The organism is Streptomyces sp. NPDC007901 (genome assembly GCF_042959465.1).
Classification (GTDB): Bacteria; Actinomycetota; Actinomycetes; order Streptomycetales; family Streptomycetaceae; genus Streptomyces.
The window spans coordinates 16,181-38,251 of the sequence record NZ_JBIBKW010000037.1; the positions used below are offsets into that span (position 1 = coordinate 16,181).

Sequence of the window (22,071 nt, forward strand, 5' to 3'; positions counted from 1 at the left end):
CACGAAGCCCGTGCCTGCTCTGCTATGCACCCCAACCGGTCACGGCCCGACCCAGCCGCACGACTCCGGAACTTGACCAAGCCCTGTAGAGGCTCAGGCCGGCGCCGTCTCTTTTGGGGTGCGGGTCATTCGCTGGAGCGTGCAGAAGGCGTGGGCGGCGGAGACGAGGGTGACGTGGTGGTGCCAGCCGTTCCAGGTGCGGCCCTCGAAGTGGGCAAGGCCCAGGGCTTGTTTCATCTCGCGGTAGTCGTGCTCGATGCGCCAGCGGAGCTTGGCCAGCCGCACGAGCGTGGTGAGCGGGGTGTCGTCGGGCAGGTTGGAGAGCCAGAACTGCACCGGTTCCGGCTCGGTGGCGGGCCACTCGGCCAGAAGCCAGCACTCGGGCAGTTCCGGGCCGTCGACGGCCTTGCGGATCTCCCGTCCGGCGGGCCGGATCCGCAAGGCCACGAACCGCGAGTACATGCGCTTGAACCCGCTGCGGCCGCTGCCTGGGCGGGAGCCCTCCCGCCACTGCACGGGCCGGGCCGCCTGCTTCCCCGCGGCATTGACCAGCTCTTTCACGCTCTTCGGTGCCTCGGGGTAAGCAGGCTGCGGCGGGCGCCCGCGGCCGCAGTGGGTTGGGGTGTGCGGCGTCGCGTCGTGCGGATGGGCCGTGAGGGTGGTCGAGCTGCCCACCACATAGTGCAGCCCCCGTGTCTGAAGGCCGAGCCGGAAGGCTGCGGTGTCTCCGTAACCGCCGTCGGCCACGGCCAGGGGGACATCGATGCCCCAGGACCGGGTCTCGTCGATCATGTCCAGGGCCAGTTGCCACTTCTCGACATGGCCCACGTCCGGCGGGATGCCGCACCGCTCGCGGCGGGCCACCTTGACGGGATCGGCCTGCGGTGAGGCCGGGTCCCAGCTTCTGGGCAGGAACAAGCGCCAGTCGACCGCCACCGAGGCGGTGTCCGAGGCCAGGTGCAAGGACACGCCCGCCTGGCAGTTGGTGACCTTGCCGGCGGTGCCGGTGTACTGCCGTGACACACACGCCGACGCCTCCCCGTCCTTGAGGAAGCCCGTGTCATCGATGATCAGCGCGGTCGGTCTGATCGCCGCGGTCATCTTCCATGCAAGGCGGGCTCGCACATGCGCCGGATCCCACGGGCTGGTGGTGACGAAGTGGGCCAGGGCCTGCCGGTTGCCGTCCTCACCCAACCAGGCGGCCATCGGCTCGACCGATTTCCGCTGCCCGTCCAGCAGCAGACCCCGCAGATACACCCCGCCCCACCGCCGCTGATCCGCCCGCGCGAACGGCTCGAACACCTCCGCCGCGAAGTCCTCGAGACGGCACCGGACCTCGTCCAACTCCTCAGGTGTCACACCCCACCAACGACACAGCCCCTCAACCAGACACGCCACTTACACGTGAACCTGACCAAGCACTACTAGTGCTGGATTCCTCTTTCGTTGGGTATGTGTCCTGGTGGCGGGGTAGTTGAGGGTGCTCGGGGGCGGGTGCTGGGCGATGGTGTTACGGGCACGGCCGGGGCGTGATGAGGACGAGCGCGCGGTCGTTCGCCGGTTGTCGCGGGCGCGGAAGGCTCCGCGTGATGTGGTGATGCGGGCTCGGATGATCGACCTGAGCTGGTCGGGGCTGCGGGTGAGGCGTCCTCCGGAGTGTGGACACGGGGGTTCATGCTGCGAGTGTGAGTTTACGTGCTCGCCGCTGTTGCTGTTCGAACTCGGCTGGCGAGAGGTAGTTGAGGGCGCTGTGGCGCCGTCGGGCGTTGTAGTAGGAGAGCCACTGGAAGATCTCCAGCCTCGCCTGTCGCACCGTCGAGAACATCCTCTGGTGCATCGTCTCTCTCTTGAGTCCCTGCCAGAACGACTCGGCGAGGGCGTTGTCGTAGCTCGAGCCGACCCGGCCCATGCTCCTGCGGATCCCGAAACCGTCGCAGACCTGCGCGAACGCGGCTGACGTGTATTGGCCAGGTTCAACCAGTGGATGCAACACCGTCCACATCGCCGCCGCGCGTCGCCACGGCCATCGTCAAGGCGTCGATGACCAGCTCGGCGCGCATGTGGATGGCCATCGAGTAGCCGAGCACCCGGCGTGAGCAGATATCCAGCACGCAGGCGAGATACAGCCAGGTGCCGCCGACCTGCACGTATGTGATGTCTCCGCACCACTTCTCGTCCAACTTGCCTGCTGAGAGGTCACGTTGGACGAGGTCCGGGGCAGGCGGCGCGAGCCGGTCCGGGACGGTGGTGCGCTTGCGGCGCCGCAGATGGCGTCCCTCGATTCGGTTGAGTCGCATCAGGCGCTCGACGCGTTTGCGGTTGACGGTGTGCCCGAAACCCCGCAGCTCGGCATGCACGCGGCGGACCCCGTAGGTGCCCTTGTGCGCGGTGTGGACCTCGCGGATCTCTGCAACCAGGGCGTCCTCAGCGGCCTGCCGCACGGTGCGGGCCTTCGCGCCGGCGAGCCACTGGTAGTAGCCCGAGCGCGAGACCTGAAGGAGCCGGCATATCCGCTGCACGCCGAAGTCGGCGCGGTTGGCGGAGATGAAGTTCCAGCGGCGGGTCTTCACTTCACCTCCCGGGCAAAATACGCAGCCGCCCGACGCAGGATCTCCCGCTCGAGCTCCCACTCCTTCTCCGCCTTGCGCAACCGGCCGTTCTCCGCCCGCAGCCGGGCCAGTTCCTCGTCCCGGCTCTCCGTGTCTTGTTCACCGCGGCTGCGATCGCGGCCACCATGTTCGTCAGCCTGCCGCACCCAGCTGCGGAGCGTCTCGCCGGTCACCCCGACATCCGCCGCGACCGCCGCATACGTGCGCTTCCCGCCCGCCGCGCGATACAACGCAACGGCGTCATTCCTGAACTCCTCCGGATACGGAGACTTCCGTCCCACCAGGACACCCTTCCTCGGATCTGCAAGATCCATTGCCAGCGTGTCCACACCGCCGGGGGCACCTCACAGCCAGGTGTCCCCCGTCTTGCGGCCGGCCACCAGCAGCAGCGCCAGGCCGACGCCTTTCAGTAGCAGCGCGCGCTCCCGGCCGGTGCGTCGGGTGACTGCGATGACCGCATAGCCAAGCACCACCCACAACGCGCCGTTGCCGAACATCATCTTGGCGTCGACGGCCCACCGCACAAGGAAGAAGACGATGTCGATGCCGACTGCCACACCGGCCGCGACGAACCGTTGCCGCCAGGGGAGCACGACCATCATCAACGCCATGCTGGCGTACAGCAGCGGCCCGGACTTGGGTGCGAGTACGACTTCTTTCGCCTGGTTGGTCATGGGACCGGGCAGCCCGTAGTGGCGTGCGGCGATCTCCAGAGCGACGAGGAAGCCGACGGTGACGGCGCCGGCCACGGTCCACAGGATCGCCCGTGGCTGGCGCCATGCGGCGAATGCGGATCTCCAGTCTATTCGCGCAAATAGCCGCGGTATTTTTGATATCAATTGTCCGGCCTATTTAGTAGATTTTTCCCATTAAAGTTGCCGATCGAGCTGGATGGCGCTTTTCCCTGTGGCCGAGGTGTCGCCGGATGCTCCCGTCATGCGGGAAGAGATCTTCGGCCCGATCCTGCCTATCGTCGAGGTGGCCGGGCTCGACGAGGCCATCGCCTTTATCAGCGGCCGCGACAAGCCCCTGGCCCTGTACGCGTTCACCGAACCCGACACCACCCGGGAGCGGCTGGCGGCCGAAACCTCCTCCGGCGGCCTGGATTCGGCCTGCCGGTGGCCCATCTCACCATTCCGGACCTGCCGTTCGGCGGTGTCGGGGAATGCGGCATGGCCAGCCATCACGGCCCCTCCTCCATGGCGACCTTCAGCCACCGCAAGGCCGTCCTCTCCAAGCCCCTCGGCTGATCCGGCTCCCCCAGCCGTGCGGGTGCGCGGCGGGTCGTGGTGGGCCGGCCGTGCTCCGCGGGCGCGGGGTTTGCGGGCGATCGGACGTGCCGGGCTCTCCTGGTCATCGGCGATGTCGGCTTTGTACGTCACACCGAGCAGGAGCACATCGGCACCGTTGACCAGTGAGGCTCAGCACAGCAGTAGGGCGGCCTGCCAAGGCAGTTCGCCGCGCGGCGCGTCCGGGTCCGTCGCGAAGTGCAGGGCGAGCGCGGCGCCCGCCGCCCCGTCGAGGAAACCGGGGCGGTGCACCACGGCGGAGCCTCCAGGGGCGGCGGCGGGCCAGAGGAAGGGGTGTGCCGGGTCCGCCGCGCGTGCCAGGGCGTCGGTCAGCTCCTTTGTCCGCGCTGTCAGTTCCGCTCCCCCGGGCTCGCGGGCCATCAGGGTCACGATCGTGGAGAGCCCTGCCAGGCCGTGGCAGAGCGTGGGGTCCCAGATGGCACGGGCTCCAACCGTCCGGTCGCAGACCGCGGCGACCGCAGCCACCGCCTGGCGGTTCCAGTCCGGCTCCTTCAGCGCCAGTGCGGCCAGTTGGAGGGCGCGGGCGACGCCGGGCGTGCCGTAGCACCAGCCGGCGCGGTCCTCGGCCAGTTCGGGACGGGTACCGGAGGCGGCCGCCAGCTCCGCGTCCAGCGGGACGATGTTGGGCCAGCCGGTGCCGTCGGGGCTGCGGCGGGCCAGCAGCCACTCGACAATGGTACGGATGGCCTGCTCCTGGCCCGGTACGCGCGTACCCGCGCGGTGAGCGAGGGATAGCAGCGCGAGCGGGCCGGGGATGCCATGCGCGAGTCCGGCGTTGAAGTGCCCGCCGGGAATCCCGTCCGGCTCGCTGAGCAGGATCGGGTCGCAGGTCCACCAGCCGGGCACGGTCCTTCCGCCCGGTTCGGTGACCGGGCGGGTGAGCGCGACGAGGTGGGCGAGGACCAGCTCGGTGGTCTCCCGGTGCTCGGGCCCGGCCGCTAGGAGCAGACGGCCGATGCCGGAGAGCCCGGCGACCACGTCGTATCCGGCCATCCTGGCCCCGCCCGTTCCGGCCGCCACCCGGGGCGCGTCCTCCTCCACCAGCTGCCGCGCCAGCAAGGCGACTCGGCCGTGCAGCTTGGTGAGGAGCGCCGCATACTCGCCGGGTCGGGTGACGGCGGCCATGGCCGTGAAGGCGACTGCGGGCAGCCCCGCGTACAGCCCCTCCCGTGCGGGCCTGCGCACCCCGCTGACCGCCGCCGACAGATGGGCGTGCGCGACCCTGGCGTACCGGGGCTCGCCGTGGGCCAGCGCTGCGAAGAGGAGCCCCACTCCGGCGTAGCCGTCCGCGAGGGACTGGGCGTGCCACAGGGAGTGGGTCCCGGCCCGCTCGGGGGTGTCGACGGCGGTCACCCGTGCGGCCAGCGCGGCCGGGTCGGCCAAGCGCTCCGCGAGCTGCGCGACGAGGTTCTCGTTCATGCTCCGGCCCTTTCCCGGTCGAGGTGCGCCTGGACCGCACCACGGGCCACCGCCAAGGTCTGCGCTTCGGCCGTACGGTCCGTGCCCAGGCGCCGGTTGCAGTGCATATGGACGAGGGAGGCGAGCACCGCGTCCGGGGAGACGCTGAGCGCGCCTCTCTCCTCCGCCGCGCGCACCAGCCGTCCGAAGCGTTCCACCGCCGCGTGCTGCGGCTTTGCCACCGGGTCCGGCCGACCGTCCGGAGTGATCCTGGCGAGCGCCGCCCTCCTGCGTGCAGCGAACGCCTTGTGGTGCTGCTCCCGCTTGGGGTACGTACCGGTGAGCCAGCGCCGCCAGTCGCCGCCATGGCCTCGGCGGAAGGCCCGTACCAGCTCGGTCACGTCGTACGCGGTGGACAGGATCCGGTCGTCGGTGGGGGCCGCGAGCCGTTTCAGCACCAGTTGGCTGTCCGCGTGGAACACCTCCTCGGCCGCGCCGAGCAGCGTCGGGCCACCGTAGCGCTCGGTCTCCGGGACGTAGCTGTCGAGGCGCAGCCCCCGGGCGAGCCCGTCGGCTGCCAGTTGCCCGGCCATGTCGTGGAGTCGGGGCAGGATGATGCCGTTGAGGGTCGCCGGGTCTCCGTGCAGCCGCAGTCGCAGGTGTGGGTCCGGATCCGCGTACCGGATGAAGAACCAGCGGTCGACGCCCTCCGGTCCTGCGGGCGGGGAGCCCAGATCGGTCAGGAAGCGGCGCAACGGCCCAGTCAGGAGTTCGTTCTGACGCTCGGCGGAGGTGTAGAGCGTCGCGTAGAGCCAGGGGCCGCCCGGAGCGATCTCGCCGGTGCCGCACCGCACCACCGGTCGCCTGGTGCTCGGGGTGCGTGCGGGCGCCTCGTTCGGCTGCGGCCGGCAGGGCGTTAGCGTTACTACGGCCTCCGCCTCGTGGGCGCCACCGGGCCCGTGCAGCCACCCGCCGTCGGTGTCCTGGCTCAGTGGTAGCTCGTGGACAACGGCCACGCCAGTCCGCTCGCACTCGCGGTGCAGGATCTCCTGGTGCGCCGGGACGACGAGGTTGAGGGGGATGCGGTGGTCGGCGATGGTGAGTTGGACGTGATCGGGCACATGCCACAGGGCGCGCCACTCGTCGAAGGGCAGGCCGGTCGCGTCCAGCCGCCAGCGGGCCGGACTGAGAACGGTGCGGCCGACACGCACCGAGGGCAGGAACGGCAGGTCCGCTGCGGTCCCCCATTCCCACAGCCGCCACTGCCTGCGGCCGAACGCCGCGGCCTCGATGAGGAAGCGCACCGCGTTGGGTGCGGTCAGTTCGCGGTTGAGCACGTGGAGGGCCGACGGCGTCAGTTCGTGGCCCGACTTCGTGGACACGATCCGGAAGCGCTCGGAGTCGGCGCAGACGGCGATCGAGTCGAGTGTGAGTTCGGTGACGCCCGGCACGGCGGGACCGGGGTGGACGCCGACGACCAGGCGTGCGTCCAACCAGGTCGGCACCTGGGCGACGTTGGCGTGCCGGTGGTGCGACGCCTGGTGGTGGACTTGGACGGGCAGCCGTCCGGTGGTCTCGCGTGCGGCCCGCACCGTGTGCCGGATCTGCTCGGTCTGCGCAGGCGGGAAGAGGTGAGCGAAGCGGCCCATGAGGCCGCCGGACGCGGTGGCCGCACCGCCCAGAACAAGTGTGAAGTCACCTCGGTCCACCGCGGCGGCCGACTCCGCCGCGATCTGCACGACGAGTTCAAGGGCGGGCGGCCGCACGGCGTCGGCTGACTCGTCCCGGTCGGCCGCCTCGAACCTGCGCAGCCATTCCTCGTCCAGGACGACCTCACGAGCCCCGCGCGCCTGCGCCTCGGCCGCGAGTCCCAGCAGCAGGCGCTGGCGTACGGCTCCGAGCGGCGCGGGTCCCGGGTCGGGGCGGTGGCTCGGGGGCAGCCGGTACCCGGCCGGGGCGCCGAGGCCGATGTCGGGGTCGAGGAGTTCCTTGACGGGCACGTGGCGCCCGAGGCCGTACCGCTCCACGAAATCCTGGTGGTACGCGGTCAGCCGGCCCGGTCCCGGGGGCGACAGGCGCCACAGTACGGCGGCGGCGCGCTCCAGTTCCTCGGCCACCGAGCGCGAGAGCACGGCTGTGCCCTCCAGACGCAGGTCCACTTGGACGGCGTTCGCCGGAGCGGCCGAGCGCCCTGCGGCTGAGCCGGGGCCTGCGGCCGCACCTGAGCCGGAGGCCGTGTCGGGACCTGCGGCGGCGCGCTCAAGTGCCGTGCGCCAGGCCGCCCTTCCCTCCCCGAGCGGGGTGCGGCGGTATTCGGCCAACGACTCTCGTAGTTCGGCGATCCACTGGGCGGCGGGCGTGGCGGCCGGGAGCAGCGCCTCGACGTGTGCCAGGGGATCGGGAGAGTCCAACGGTGGGCGCAGTTCCGTCAGCAGCATCTCCGCCCCGATCAGCTGGGCGACGAGGCCGGCCACGGCGCCTTCGGGCGCCCCGGGGAAACGCGTTTCGACCTCCCGGACCAGGTCGCCGCAGCGGACGGGGCGGGCGGCGGCCTCGGTCACGGCGCGCACGACCGGGGTGTAGCGGAGCGTCCGGGACGTGGGGCGGCTCCCTCCCGCCCGTCCCTGCGGTGCGTCGGGATCGGAGGCGGCGGGGTCCAGGCCCGCTCCGGCCGGGGCGAACGGCAGGACCAAGCGGTCGCCGCGCACGAAGCACAGCCCGTTCACCACCACGCTCAGCCCCAGGTGCACCTCAGGGTCGCGTTCCCACTCGGCGATCAGCCGTGCCAGCCAACCGGCGTCGGGCCGTGCCGCTCTGTGCCCCGCGCCGGTGAGCTCCCCCTTGGTGGCCGCGCCGAAGGAGCCCCACAGGACGCCCGCGAGCAGGCCGAAGGGGGTGGGCCGCGACGCGGCCCTGAGTAGATAGCGGGTCACAGCCCGGTGGAGCTTGCGCATATCGGAGGCGGTCACGGGCTCGTCTGCGAGGACGGCGTCGACGGTGCGGGCGAGTGAGGCGCTGGAGACCTCCAGCGCCTCCCGGAATCGCGCGTCGGCGAGCAGCTCCACGAGGTGGGCACGGAGTTCACCGGGCTCCGCGCCGGTCTCGTCCGGCCGGGCCCCCACACCGTCCCGCCAGGTCGCGCGGACCCTCGGCCGGGCCAGGAGCGGTGTCCTCAGAAGCACTCCATCCGCGCAGCGGAACACCTGTTCCGCGTTTTGGCCACGCCGCATATCTGCCACGACCCCTAACTTGATGCAGTATGAAACGGATTCAATGATTAGCGATTCCTCTTCCCAGGAATTCGGTCACGCTAACCCACACAGACCTTCCCCGCACCCCCTTGACTTTCCACGCTATTTGTACCTAGATTCGGCTCCTGTCGCCAAAGGGCGACGATCTGACAGGTTCCACAGGAAGGAATTCCCATGCCCGAGAACATAACGCAGGATCTCTTCGACATCGATCTCACCGAGACCTCCATCCAGGATGTCGCATCCGAAAGCACGGTCGGCGCCATTTCCGGCGAGGACTCCTGCTTCCGCACCTGCACGACCTGCGCCCTCTGCTGATGTAGGCATGTGAAGGACGGTTCCGGCGGCAACCCGTACCGCCGGAACCACCGCCACCGGGGCAGCGGACCTCAGGATTCCGCGGTGCCTCCCTGCACCACCTCTACGTTCGCACCGTCGACGGACGAAGCAACGGGAAGTGCCCTTTCGAACACGGGTCCGGGCACTGGCGGGCATGATTCCCCGGCCCCCGGCGTCACCGTTGACGCGGCAGGAGTTTGTCACCGATGCTTTCCAGCAGTCCGAAGGAAAAGAACGCTCTCCTGTCGCGACCGGGGCCGGCTTCAGCGTCGCCCTCCAGACCGCCCGCGACCAGGCCGTCCAGGTCGCGGGCGTGCCCGCCGACACCGTCATCGACCTCGTCGGCCGCATCGGGCGGGCGGTCCTGGAGAATCTCATGCCCGACCGCCGCCTGCGCGTCAGCCCCCCGCGCTGTCAGGCGCCCACTCTCCCGCTACGCGTATGAAAGCCTCCGCGTCGACCGGTACACCTACAACGTGACCATCAGCATCGACATCCTGTTGACAGCGCCGATCAGCGCGAGGGGCGAAGCGATCGCCAACCTTCCACGCAACCACGGAACTTGACGGAGCTCTGCAGGCACGGTCGAAGACCGGCGCGCCACGGCCGGGCAGCGTTCCTTCCAGGGCCAGGACAACGGCCTATCTGCGGGAACTTCTCTGTTCGCGCTGCGGGCTACCGCTTCGCCGTATCGGGGCAGTTGTGCTGTCGCCCGTTCCGGGCCCGGAGGAGGTAGGGAACGCACTCAGATTCCAGCTGTGGTCGGCAGTGGGATTCTGGGCATAATTCCCGGGATGCTGGTAAACATCGTCGGGCGGGAAGGTACTCGTGGGGGCTGAGGTAAACGAGGCCGCCGGATTGGTCAGGTGTGAGAGCATTGGGTTCGGTCGCCGACGGGTAACTGTCCATCACGCTGCCGTGGGACTGGGCCGGTTGAGTGATTTCCCAGTCGGTTCCCGCGTACAGCGTGTACTGCGCGGCGCTGGGAACGGGCGGGTAAGACCCGGTTGAGGCGTAACCATCGGCGGACAACCCCGTACCGAGTCCCGGGTCGCGTGCCCCGCCGGTGTGCGGCAGAGCGCCGGAACCGATCCCTGTGTAGAATTCTATCAGTTGCCGGGTGCCTTCCGGGCAGGCTTGGGGAATACCTCGACGTCTGTAGTTGTCGAGGCTAAATCTGAGGTTTACCTTGACGCCATACTCCGTAGTCGTGGAGAGTGCGGGTGGGAGTGTGCCCAGCTTGCTGGGATCGCGGTAATACTCGTTCAGTGCCGCCTCGAACGCCTTCCACTGATTTTCAGACCTTATTATGGACTGGTTCGCGGCTAAAGCTTTGCCGACCTCACCCACCACTTGGTAGTCTTCCATGAGTTTCCGGGTTTTCCCGGGCAGTCTTGGGGAATACCTCGTTCTCTCCAGCTGCCGAGCAACTTTCCGAGTTTGACCTCGATGCCGTCCACCGTGGTCGTGAAACGGTCGGGTGGGACTGTGCCCAGATTGCCGGGATCGCCGCAATACTCGTGCAGTGCCGCCTCGACCGATCCCCACCCTGCATCCCTTGACGGCACGATTCCTCCAGGTTTTCGTTCGGGCTGGTTTTCGGCCTTCGTCGGTAAGGTGACGATCGGCGTTTTCATACCGGTTGCCAGGGAACGCCCAGTCCGTCCCCCTGGCAGAGCCATAAGTATCGGGCACGACCACCCTTTCGGCCTTCCTGCCGTCCCCCGGTGTGACCTCACCCCCACAACGGCAGAACCATGCCACCGGTTCACGGCGGGCGTGGGGAAAGGCGATTCCGCCGAGTTCGTCGGCGATACCGCCAGGGCTGATTCAAAGTCCTGGGGGGCATGGAAACGTGCAGGTCGCTGCGGTGTGACGATCCGGCTGAGTGCCGTCACGAACACAACGAAGCTCCGGTTGACGGGGTGACCTTCCCAAGTCGCCCTGTCCGTCCGGAGCTTCGATGTGCCGCCATGGCCCTGCAGGACGCGCAGATCAAACTGTCCGGCGTCGTCTCGGACCTGTTCGGCATGTCAGGGCGGGCCATGCTCGACGCGATGGTCGCCGGACAACGCAACCCGCGCGTCCTGGCCGACCTTGCCAAGGGCAACCTGATCAAGAAGAAGCCGGCCCTCATCGAGGCCCTGACCGGGCAGTTCGAAGACCACCACGCCCGGCTGCTGCGGGTGCTGCTGTCCACCGTCGACCACCTCACCGCACAGATCGACGAATTCGACCGGCTGATCGCCCGGACTCTGGAGGAGATCACCACCCCGCCAGACAGCCCGGGCACCGGGGACGAGGCGGCCGCGGTCAGTGCACGGATTCTGGCCGAGAAGCTGGACGCCGTTCCCGGCATCGGGCCGACCACCGCGCAGATCATCCTCGCTGAGATCGGCGCCGACATGAGCCGCTTCCCCACCCCCGAACACCTCGTCTCTTGGGCCAAGTTATGTCCGCGGACGATCCAGTCCGGGGCGAAGAACACGTCGGGCCCGGCCGGGCAGGGAAACCCCTGGCTCAAGGGCGCTCTCGGTGAGGCCGCCAAGGCCGCCGCCCGCACCGACACCTTCCTAGGCGCCCGCTACCGGCGCATCGTCAAACGCCGCGGCCACGCCAAAGCCCTGGTCGCCGTCGCCCGCTCGATACTCGTCATCGCCTGGCACCTGATCAACGACCCGGACGCCTCCTACCAAGAGCTCGGTGCCGACTGGCACCGCCGTCACCTCGACCCCGCCCGCAAAACCCGCGACCTCGTCCGCCACCTCCAGGCCCTCGGCCACCAAGCCGCCCTCACACCAGCATCAGCCTGACCGTCCCGTCTCACCGTAATCCGGTCCGCAAGCGGCCCGGATGCTGCCGCCTGCCCTCCCGCACATCGATTTTCCGATCAGCTTCAGAGTCAAGCTAAGACGACACGCCACGGATCGTGAACCACTCGGCCGTCCGCCCCGTTGAGGTGGCGAGTGAGGTCGGCCACGGGGGCGTTCGTACTGAGGGAGCCGCGGCGAACCGGTGCCGACCTTCACGTCACCTCGGCCCGAAGGCCAGGTGAGCCGGATGAAGAAGGATCCCGTGAAGCCCGTGAAGAAGGACGAGTTGACGATGAGCCCCCTCACTACCGCCGCCACCGCTTCCCCCACTCCCTGGCCGACCACCTCACCGCGGCTCCTGGAAGGCCGTACCGCCCTCGTCACCGGCGGAGGACGCGGCCTGGGCCGCCTTTTCGCCGCGACGCTCGCCGAGGCCGGTGCCCAGCTGGTACTGACCGGCCGTGACCCCGGGGCGCTCGCGGAGACGGCCGAACTGCTCCAGGCCCGGAACACCCGGGTCCTGGCCGTACCGGCCGACGTCACCGATCCCGCCGCGATGCCCAAGGTCGTCGAAGAGGCCGTGGACAGCTTCGGGACAATCGACGTCCTGGTCAACAACGCCGGGGCGACCGGCCCCATCGGACCCTTCTGGGAGCTGGACCGGGACGAGTGGCAGGACACCGTCGACGTCAACCTCATGGGAACGGTACGGACCTGTCATGCCGTCCTTCCCGTGATGACCGCACGCTGTGCGGGCCGCGTCATCAATATCACCAGCGAGGCCGGCCGGCACCGGTGGCCCCACCTGTCCGCCTACTCGGTCTCCAAGGCGGCAGTGAACAAGCTCACCGAGAACCTCGCCCGCGAACTGCGTCCCTATGGCGTCACGATGCTGAGCTACCACCCGGGCCTGCTGGAACTCGGGCTCACCAAGGACGGCATGGACACCTACCCCACCGGCGACGTGTGGCGCGACCGCAGTATCGAGTGGTTCATGGCCCAGCGCCGGGAGGGCCGTTTCACCGATCCCGAGCACTCCGCACGGACCCTGCTGCGGTTCGCGGCCGGAGAGGCGGACCATCTCTCGGGCCACTACCTGACCCCGGACTCCGACCTCTCTGTTCCTTCCGGTCTTTCCGACCCCTCCGGCTCCTCCGATCGTCCCGGCCACTCCGACGGTAGGGGAGCGCTCGCCGCGTCGTGATCGGGCCGGTCGTCGGCCGGGCCGGTGGTGGGCGCGCGACGCGGGTCGCCGCGCGTCCGCCACCTGGGGCCAAGAGCTGCGGAAGGGCCATGGGGAACGGCCGAAGAAATGTCCACAGGCCGAGGACCCGCCAGTTGGATTGTCTGTGAGGATGGACAGTTTAGGGTCATGACTGAGCTGGGGGTGTCGCCCGGTGTTCGGTTGTCCCGGCGGGCTTACCGACCTGCCCGGATGCGACCCCGCAGGCAGTCGGCACCTGGCCGTGGACGGCAAGGTTGCCCGCGGCTCTCGCACGGACACCTGCCCAGCCGCCCACCTGCTCTCCGCCGTCCTGGAGGACGGACGCACCGTCCGCCAGCTACGGGGCCGGACAAGACCACCGAGGCCACCGGCTTCACGAAGCTGCTGTCCCCGTTCGGCCTGGCCCATGTCGTGATGACCGCCGACGCCCTGCTACCCACCGTGACCACGCCCGGTGGCTGGTCGAAGCGAAGGAGGCGCACTACCTGCTGGTGGTCAAGCGTCACCAGCCGACGCTGCACAACGCGTTGCGGTCGCTGCCGTGGAAGGAGGTGACCGCCCGCCGCTACGACCGCGAGGCGGGGCACGGGCGGCGTGAGACCCGCTCGGTACGCACGCTCACCGGCACTGGTCTCGGGCTGGACTTCCCGCACGTGGCGCAGGCCGCGAAGATCCACCGGCACCGCACCGACCTCAAGACCGGCAAGATCACCCGCCAGACCGGTCTACGCCATCACCGACCTGACGACGCGTGCAGCCTCACCCAGGCCATCGGCCAACATACCCGCGCGCAATGGGGCATCGAGGCCGTGCACCACGTCAGAGACACCACGTTCGGCGAGGACGCCTCAACGATCCGCACCGGGCACGGACCGGAGAACATGGCCACACCGCGCAGCTTCGCGATCGGCATCCTGCGCACCGCCGGGCACCACAGCATCGCCGCCGGCCTGCGCGAGGTCTCCTACACACCCTTCACCCGTCCGCTGGACTTGATCGGACCGCCCTGACCAGCAACACCACATGACCACCAGGATTTTGAATCAGCCCTGGGGCAACGGCGGGCTTGAACCAGGGCGGATGGTTGTGCGTTGTGGTCTTCGAATTGACCAGAGGGCGGCGGCGAAGGGGCTCCTTGTGGCCATGTGGGCCGTTCGGGCTGAAGGGGGTTGGCGTGGGGCGCTGATTGCTGCTTCGGCGGCCTACTTCGCGAAACTTCAACGCGTGAATTTGTTGAGAAAGGGATTCGTGTGTCGTTATTTCACTCCACGCCTGGATTCAAGCCTGCAGTACTGGCAGGTTCCCGATCGCCTCAGACGCCTGGCAGGTACATCGTTCTCACGGTTTCCGGCACTCCCGAAAGGCTGACAAGGTGTTGAATCGCCGCGATGAGCAGCGACTGCTCACAGCCCTTGGCCGGGCGGCCCATGTCGCCCGTGACGACGGACTGGTGACGGCTGTTGTGGAGGCGAGCCCTACGCTCACGCGCAAGGATCTCGTATTCGACCACGTTGCCCTTCTTGTCTTTCCCGACGCCGTTGACGACGTCTCGGTCTTTCTGCAGAAGCGCCAGGTCGAGGTGGCGGATCCGATCGAGAGCGTGGTCGTGCGGTCCAGGCTGGCCCAGCGGTACGGGGTACATGAACAGAGTCTCGACGTGACCATCCTGTATGGACGTCTGCCCGAGCCGGCCCAGGCCGGTGTCGAGGTTTTCATCCTCCCGAGCGGAAGTGCCGTGGCGGCACACAGCGACATGCCCGACCGGGAGCGCGCAACCGAGGCGGAGAGGCACGAGGCTTGGCTGGTCGACGGTGCCAGCCTCGCCGAAGTGCGGCGTGTCTGCCTCGACCGGCTCGGGATGATCCCCGACGGCGGGGGGTTCAATCCCCACGAAGAGAAGTCGAGCGGCGGCCGGACGGTGCTCTACTTCCACCTGCCGACCCATCTCGCGAGCGAGCCACGCCGCTTGGAACTCAAGGCCGGCGGTCACTGGCCGGACGTTCTCGCGGCACACAAGGCGACTGGTGTGGAGGCCCAGGAGCCGCATCGCCAGTTGCTCGGACTCCTCGCAGGGCACTGGGCGGCCAGAGCCGTGCACGTCGCGACCGAGCTGAACCTGAACGAGCATCTGCGGAACGGACCCCGCACCGTGGGCCAGCTCGCACAACGCCTGAACTGCGACGAGAAGGCTGTCGCCCGGCTGCTGCGCTATCTGTCTCGGGCGGGCATCGTGTGCGAGGTCGGTGACTCCCGTTACCTCAACACGCCTGCAGGTGACCTGCTGTGCGCCGACAACCCTTTCGCCGACCTGGTCAAGATATACGGCGGCGAGTTCTACGACGCGTGGGGCGAGTTCCCCACAGCCGTGCGTACGGGCGGAACCGCTTTCCGTCACCGGTTCGGAGCAGAACACTTCGACCACTTCGCAGCTCACTCAGACAGCGCCCAGGTGTTCGACCGGGCCATGGAGTCGATCAGCAGCGTGATAGCAGTGGATCTGGCCAAGACGTACGACTTCACTCCCGGGTCCCGCATCGTCGACATAGGCGGGGGCAACGGCACGCTGCTGCGAACCATCCTGCGTAGCCACGCGACCGTGCACGGCACGGTGTTCGACCGTGAACACGTTGTCGGGAAGACAGCGAGCGATCCGGAGCTCGGCGACCGGCTGCAGCACGTACCCGGCGACTTCTTCACCGAGGTGCCTTCAGGCGCCGACGTATACGTGCTCTCGCGAGTGCTGCACGACTGGAACGACGACGACTGCGTGCGAATCCTGAGTTCCTGCCGTCGGGCGTGCGGGCCCGACGCGACGCTGCTTGTCCTCGAACGTTTGCTGCCCGACGAGTGGTCGACTCCGGGCAGCGGAGAACTGGCCGCTTTGTGGGACTTGCAGATGCTCGCGATCACCGGCGGCCAGGAGCGGGACCTGGCGCACTACGAAAGGCTGCTGCGAACGGCCGGATTCCGTCTGGCCGAGCTCCGGCCGCTGGGAGTGGACATGAACCTGATCGTGGCCGAGTCGGCATGAGAAGCGGTTTCACGGCCTTGCTCCGCACTGCTCCTGCCCCCGCCTTCCTGTCACACGGTTCCTCACGGTCACATCTGGGAGACATACGGTGCCCTTGACAGCATCTGACTACCATGTCCCGCCCGACACCGCGCTGCTGGGGCAGACATTCCCGCATCTGATGCGGACAGCAGTGCAAGCGGACCCGGAAGCCGTGGCGTTCAGCGATGGACAGCAGGACTGGACCTGGCGGCAGTGGTGGGAGTCCGCCGAGGCCCTGGCACGAGGTCTTCAGGAGCGTGGACTGGAGCCACACGACGTCGTGGTCGCGCAGGTGCCCAACAGCTGGGAGTTCCTCGTGCTGCACGCCGCGGTGGCCCTCGCCGGAGGCGTGCTCCTGCCGGTGCACGCAGGCAACAGCTCTCAGGAACTGACAGGTCTCGCCGTGCGGGCCAGACCGCGCGTGGTGGTCCTCCCGGCCCGGCGTGTCGCTCCCGGTCTGTCCGCGCTGGGTGCTGATCTCCTGATCGCCGGCGACGAAGGCGCCGGCCACACACCACATGCCACCCTGCGCGAGATCGTCCAGGAGTTCACCGGCGCCCGGCCACACCCGGTACTCGTGCGCCCCAACGACCCGTTCATGCTCATACCCTCCTCTGCGACGACCTCCGCCCGCCCGAAGATCTCCATGCACAGCCACGACGGGCTCCTCTCCAACGCCGCTGCGGTCGTCACCGGCGGAGGATTCCGACCTGATGACGTCCTCGTCAGCGCGAGCGCATTCACTCACCTTTTCGGACTGCTCTCACTGCACACCTCTCTGTTCGCCAGGACCACGCAGTTCCTGATCCCGGGCTGGGACACCGACCGGTTCATCGACGCCGCGGGTACGGTCGACCGCCCGATCGTCCTCTTCGCCGTACCCACCCAGCTCCATGATCTCCTCGGCCGTCTGCGCACCCGCGACCGCTCTGTCCGGCTGCGCGAGGTTCGCACCGGCGGTTCTCATGTGCCCGCCTCGCTCGTGGCGGGTCTGCGTGACGACCTCGGCGCCTCGGTGGTCGTGCAGTGGGGGATGTCGGAGCTGGGTGCCGGAGTGTTCACCCGCGCCGACGACCCCGCTGAGGTGGCTACGGCCAGTATCGGCCGCCCGATACCGGGCGCCCGGGTCCGGATCATGCGTGACGGGGCGGAGAGCCCACCCGAGGAGGTGGGGGAACTCTGGGTGAGCAGCCCTTATGCCTTCCGGGGTTATCTCGACGACGCGGACCTGACCGCGCGGGCGCTCCCGGACGGACGCTGGTTGCGCACGGGCGACCTTGCCAGCATGACTCGCGACGGACTCGTCGCCTTCCACGGGCGCACGGCGGAGCTGATCGACGTCGGAGGACAGAAGTTCAGCGCTTCGGAGGTCGAGTCGCTGCTCGCGGACCTCCCCGGCGCCGGCCCGTGCGCAGTACTCGGGAGGCCCGACCCGCGGCTCGGCGAGTACCCCTGCCTCGCCGTCACCCAGGGTTCACCGGTCAGTCTCCACGAGGTGAGCGCCCACTTGCGGGCAAAGGGCCTGGCGCCGTACAAGACCCCGGTCGAGCTGGTCGAAGTCCCCGAGATCCCCTATACCGCGTCCGGGAAGATCGCCCGGCACCGGCTACGGGACGCGGTGGCCGACCGCATCGGCGTGTCCGTCGGGCCCGAAGAGCGGACGCTTGGCGTCGACCAGAAGCCGGATGCGTCCCCCGAAGCGCTGCTGGACATGGTGGTCGCACACACCCGTACGGTGCTCAGTGAATTGAGCGGCGACACCACACCGGCAAGAATAGGCTCGCAGGAGACATTCCGGAGCCACGGCCTGAATTCTCTGGGCGCCGTTCGGCTGGCACATTCCCTGAGGGACGCGACCGGCCTGCCACTGGCCAGCAACCTGCTCTTCGACTACCCCACCCCCGGTGATCTCGCCGGTCACCTCGCCGAGCTGCTTCGACCCACGACAGCCGCTCGGGCCACAGTTCGTCAACTCTCTGCACGGCCGTTCGCGCGGCGCCCGTTCGACTCCGATGCGGATGATCCCCTGGTGATCGTCGGCATGAGCTGCCGACTGCCCGGCGGCATAAGCGGCCCTGACGACCTGTGGAAGCTGCTGTCGGAGGAGCGTGACGCCGTCGGCCGCGTCCCCGCACAGCGCGGCTGGGCCCCACGCCTCTCCACCCCACTCCCGTTCCTGGGGGGCTACCTCGACGACATCGCGGGGTTCGACGCGGAGTTCTTCGGTATCCGGCCGGCCGAGGCCGACTCCATGGATCCCCAGCAGAGACTCGTACTCGAAGCGTCCTGGCATGCGCTGGAGGACGCGGGAATCGTCCCGGCATCGCTGCGAGGCAGTGACACCGGCGTTTTCGTCGGCATGTTCCACTCCGACTACGCTCCGCGCGTCACCGAAGCCGCGGACTGCTACGACGGCAGTCTGCTGATCGGCACCGCCGCCGGCGTCGCTTCAGGACGAGTCGCCTATGTCCTGGGACTTCACGGACCGGCCATCACCCTCGACACCGCGTGCTCGTCCTCTCTCGTCGCCCTGCATCAGGCAGCGAACGCGATCCGTGCGGGGGAGTGCGACCGTGCCATCGTCGCCGGCGCGACAGTCATGTCCACCCCGGCGACCTTCATCGACTTCAGCCGGCACGATCTCATCGCCTCGGACGGCCGCTGCAAGGCCTTCGCATCCGAGGCCGACGGGGTCGGCTGGGCGGAAGGGGTCGCTGCGCTCGTGGTGGAACCGCTGTCAGCTGCCCGCCGTGACGGGCACCGTGTGCTCGCCGTGCTTCGTGGGTCGGCGATCAATTCCGACGGCACCAGCAACGGGCTGAGCGCCCCGAACGGCACCGCTCAGCGTGCCGTCATCAGGAAAGCCCTCGCCAACGCGGGTCTCACTGTCGACGATGTCCAGGCCGTCGAGGCCCACGGCACCGGCACGCCACTCGGCGACCTCGTCGAAGCTCAGGCGCTGCTCGATGTCTACGGAGCACGGCGTACTCCGGGTGTCTGGGTCGGCTCCGTGAAGTCCAACCTCGGCCACACCCAGGCCGCGTCAGGTCTGGTGGGTGTCATCAAGATGGTGCTCGCCATCCAACACCGCATGCTGCCCAAGTCCTTGCACAGCCACCAACCCAACAAGCAGGTCGACTGGTCGGACGCGTCCGTTCGCGTTCTCGATCGCGCCATTCCGTGGCCCTCCGGAACGCGGCGCGCCGGTATCTCGTCCTTCGGGATCAGCGGCACGAACGTCCACGTGATCATCGAGGAGCCCCCGCCCAAGAGTTCACCGCGGCTACCCGCGACCATCCCGGCCCCGGGCCCGGCCCCCTGGATTCTCTCCGCGGCATCACCGGACGCCCTACGAACCTGGGCCGGCCGAATGCACGCCGTGGGGAAGGCCGACGGCGAGCAGTCGCACTCCGCGGACGTCGCCCGCACTCTCGTGCGGGGCCGATCCTCACTCGAAATCCGTGCGGTCGCTCTGCCCGACGAACACGGCGACCACGCACCGGCCCTCGCCGCCCTCGCCGCGGGTGAGTACCACGACGACGCCGTCACCGGCCGCCGTCACGAAGGTCGTACGGCCTTCGTTTTCGCCGGGCACGGCCAGCAATGGCAAGGGATGGCCGCTGATCTTCTCCGCGACTCCACCCCGTTCGCGGAAGCCTTCGAGGAGTGTGACCTCGCTCTGCGGCCCCATCTCGGCTGGTCGGTCAGCGAGATGGCTCTCGGCCTGCTCACCACCCCGCCCGCCGATCGCGCCGATGTCGTTCAGAGCATGCTGTTCGCGACGATGACCGCCCTCGCAGCGCAGTGGCGTTCGTCGGGTGTCAGACCGGACGCCGTCGCCGGCCACAGCGTGGGCGAGATCGTCGCCGCCCACGTGGCCGGAGCGCTGAGTCTGGAGGACGCGGCAGAGATCATCGCGGTCCGCGGCCACGTGGCCCGGGAACTGGACGGCAAGGGAGCAATGGCGGCAGTCATGATGTCGCCGGAAGAGACGCACGAATTTCTTCGGACCACGGGGAGCGGCCTCTCCCTCGCGGCTGTCAACGGTCCTCGCTCCGTCGTCATCAGCGGTGACACAACGGACCTGCGCCGAGCAGTGGAGAAGCTTCGGTCCAACGGAGTGACCGTCCACTCAGTCGCGATCGGCTGGGCCAGTCACAGCACCCAGGTGGAGCCGCTGCTCCCCCTGGTGCGCGACCGACTGGCCGACCTCGCACCGGGACCTGGCACCATGCCGCTCGTCTCCACGGTGACCGGGGGCGAAATGGACACCCGCTCGCTCACCGGCGAGCACTGGTGCCGCAACATCCGCGGTCAGGTGAACCTGCATCAGGCGATCTCGACGTTGGGTGATCTGGGATGCCGGCGGTTCATCGAGGTCAGCACGCATCCCGTACTCGCCGGGGCCATAGAACAGTCAGCGCCCGAAGGTTCCGTCGTCACGGGCACCCTGCGACGTGGGGACGGAGGTGGGCGAAGATTCCAACGGTCGCTTGCCCGGGCCTACGTGCACGGTACCGACGTCGACTGGGACTCTCTGCTGCCGCCGTCCGCTGGAGAGACCGTCAGCCTGCCGCCGTATCCCTTCCGACGCCGCCCGCACTGGCTGCGAGGGCTTCCCGGATCCGTACCTGTCACGCCTCGCGAGACCAGTGCGCCGACAGTCGAGCCGCCCGCTACCCGAGTGGACATGGTCGCCCTCCTACGGCGGCAGGTATCGGCCGTTCTGGGCAAGTCGTCGGCCTCGATCGATGTCGACAGATCCTTCAGCGATCTGGGTCTGCAGTCCCTCGCCGCCGCGGAACTGCGCAACCGCATCGTCACCGCGACCGGGACGCAGGTGCCGGTGAGCCTGGTGTTCGATCACCCCACTGTGCGGTCGCTGGCGGAATCTCTTCTCAGCCGTACTGACGCCGACACGATCGACTTCGAGGCCGAAGCCCGACTCGCCGACGACATCGTGCCTGCGCAGGAGATCCGGCCTCCCGGTGACCCCCGGCAGGTCCTCCTCACCGGCGCGACCGGCTTCCTGGGTGCATTCCTCCTTCGCGATCTCGTCAGGCAGACGAATGCTGTGGTGCACTGCCTGGTGCGCGGTCCCGACGACGAGAGCTGCCGAGCGCGCCTCTGGGAGAACCTGGCCTGCTACCGCATCGACGTGGACCCGGAACGGGTCAAGGTCCTCCGCGGAGATCTTTCCCAGCCCCGGCTGGGTCTCACCCCCGAGGCATTCGACCTGCTCGCGTCCGACATGGACTGCGTCTACCACGCGGGCAGTACCGTCAACTGGTTGCAGCCGTACCGAAACCTGGCTCCGGCCAACGTCTCGGGGACGGAGGAGATCCTCCGACTGGCCGCACGGCATCGCAGTGTGCCGGTCCACTACATCTCCACGGTCGGCGTGTTCGAGAAGGCATCCCCCGCCGCCCTGCGGCCCGAAGACCCCACGGGCCCCCCGGAAAATCTGTCCAGCGGCTACCGCCAGAGCAAATGGGTGGCCGAAGCCATGATTGACACCGCCCGTTCCCGAGGACTGCCGGTCACGGTCTACCGAGTGGACACAGTCTGCGGCGACCGGGTAGAAGGCGCGTGTCAGACACGGGACTTCGTATGGTTGGCGATCAAAGGCATCGCGCAGGCGGGCGCGGTCCCGCGGGAACTCGGCGGCGCCTTCCACATGGTTCCCGCCGACTACGTCAGCCAGGTCGTCACCGCTCTGTCCCTGAACTCGGTGGGCGGTACGTTCCACTTGCACAACCAAACCTCCGTGTCGTTCGCGGAGATCGTGCACAGCATGCGGGAGACCGGCCGCGAGCTGGACGTGCTGGACACCGCCGAGTGGATCAGGCGCGTACAGGCGGACCGGGACAACGCGCTCAACCCTCTACTGGACGACTTCGAGGCAATTGCCCTCGGGGGCCGGGCGTTTCCTCGCCTTGACACCACGTCCACGACCGCTGCGAGCGGGATCGACTGCCCCGTCATCACCGCGGATCTCCTGAAGAGGTATCTCGCCTTCTTCGAGGCAACAGGCTTCCTTCCCGACCCCGCAACAAGTTGACCTGACCGGTCAG

Annotated in this window: 10 protein-coding genes and 3 pseudogenes; 8 read left to right on the top strand and 5 right to left on the bottom strand. The window is 68.6% G+C overall.

All coding sequences use genetic code 11. The features are described 5' to 3' along the window. Positions 1-93 precede the first annotated feature (93 nt). From ACFZDK_RS52310 to ACFZDK_RS52320, 3 genes and pseudogenes are all read right to left on the bottom strand, one after another. Entirely contained in the window at positions 94-1,359 is a 1,266-nt protein-coding gene (locus tag ACFZDK_RS52310; protein WP_390985561.1) for an IS701 family transposase, read from the bottom strand. Positions 1,360-1,672: 313 nt separating this feature from the next. Further along, positions 1,673-2,890, bottom strand: a pseudogene (locus ACFZDK_RS52315) (IS3 family transposase). A gap of 66 nt (positions 2,891-2,956) precedes the next feature. Further along, positions 2,957-3,415, bottom strand: a pseudogene (locus ACFZDK_RS52320) (DUF5933 domain-containing protein); the annotation flags it as partial. Positions 3,416-3,518: 103 nt separating this feature from the next. Between ACFZDK_RS52320 and ACFZDK_RS52325 the strand changes: the two are divergent. After that, positions 3,519-3,859, top strand: a pseudogene (locus ACFZDK_RS52325) (aldehyde dehydrogenase family protein); the annotation flags it as partial. A 171-nt stretch (positions 3,860-4,030) separates the two neighbouring features. On the opposite strand, the gene ACFZDK_RS52330 reads toward ACFZDK_RS52325, so the two are convergent. Beyond that, positions 4,031-5,338 (bottom strand): lanthionine synthetase LanC family protein, encoded by a 1,308-nt coding sequence (locus tag ACFZDK_RS52330; RefSeq protein ID WP_390985563.1) that lies wholly within the window; start codon positions 5,336-5,338, stop codon positions 4,031-4,033. Beyond that, entirely contained in the window at positions 5,335-8,499 is a 3,165-nt protein-coding gene (locus ACFZDK_RS52335) for a thiopeptide-type bacteriocin biosynthesis protein (protein WP_390985566.1), read from the bottom strand. Before ACFZDK_RS52335 ends, ACFZDK_RS52330 begins: the two co-directional genes overlap by 4 nt. Positions 8,500-8,742: 243 nt before the next feature. Between ACFZDK_RS52335 and ACFZDK_RS52340 the strand changes: the two genes are divergently transcribed. The 7 genes from ACFZDK_RS52340 (at position 8,743) to ACFZDK_RS52370 (ending at position 22,058) form a co-directional block, all read left to right on the top strand. Next, the gene (locus ACFZDK_RS52340) at positions 8,743-8,886 is read left to right on the top strand and encodes a hypothetical protein (protein WP_390985568.1); all 144 of its coding nucleotides are present in this window, start codon (positions 8,743-8,745) and stop codon (positions 8,884-8,886) included. A gap of 202 nt (positions 8,887-9,088) precedes the next feature. Beyond that, positions 9,089-9,352 carry a hypothetical protein gene (locus tag ACFZDK_RS52345; RefSeq protein ID WP_390985571.1) on the top strand — a complete coding sequence of 88 codons (264 nt, stop codon included), beginning with the start codon at positions 9,089-9,091 and terminating at the stop codon, positions 9,350-9,352. A 1,528-nt stretch (positions 9,353-10,880) separates the two neighbouring features. Further along, complete coding sequence (locus tag ACFZDK_RS52350) at positions 10,881-11,720, top strand: transposase (RefSeq protein ID WP_390985574.1); 840 nt, start codon at positions 10,881-10,883, stop codon at positions 11,718-11,720. 247 nt (positions 11,721-11,967) lie between these two features. Continuing rightward, positions 11,968-12,924, top strand: a complete 957-nt coding sequence (locus ACFZDK_RS52355; protein ID WP_390985576.1) for an SDR family NAD(P)-dependent oxidoreductase — start codon at positions 11,968-11,970, stop codon at positions 12,922-12,924. 512 nt (positions 12,925-13,436) lie between these two features. Then, positions 13,437-13,955, top strand: a complete 519-nt coding sequence (locus ACFZDK_RS52360; protein WP_390985579.1) for a hypothetical protein — start codon at positions 13,437-13,439, stop codon at positions 13,953-13,955. A 362-nt stretch (positions 13,956-14,317) separates the two neighbouring features. Then, the gene (locus ACFZDK_RS52365) at positions 14,318-15,976 is read left to right on the top strand and encodes a methyltransferase (RefSeq protein ID WP_390985581.1); all 1,659 of its coding nucleotides are present in this window, start codon (positions 14,318-14,320) and stop codon (positions 15,974-15,976) included. 94 nt (positions 15,977-16,070) lie between these two features. Then, positions 16,071-22,058, top strand: a complete 5,988-nt coding sequence (locus ACFZDK_RS52370; RefSeq protein ID WP_390985583.1) for a thioester reductase domain-containing protein — start codon at positions 16,071-16,073, stop codon at positions 22,056-22,058. Positions 22,059-22,071: the final 13 nt, after the last annotated feature.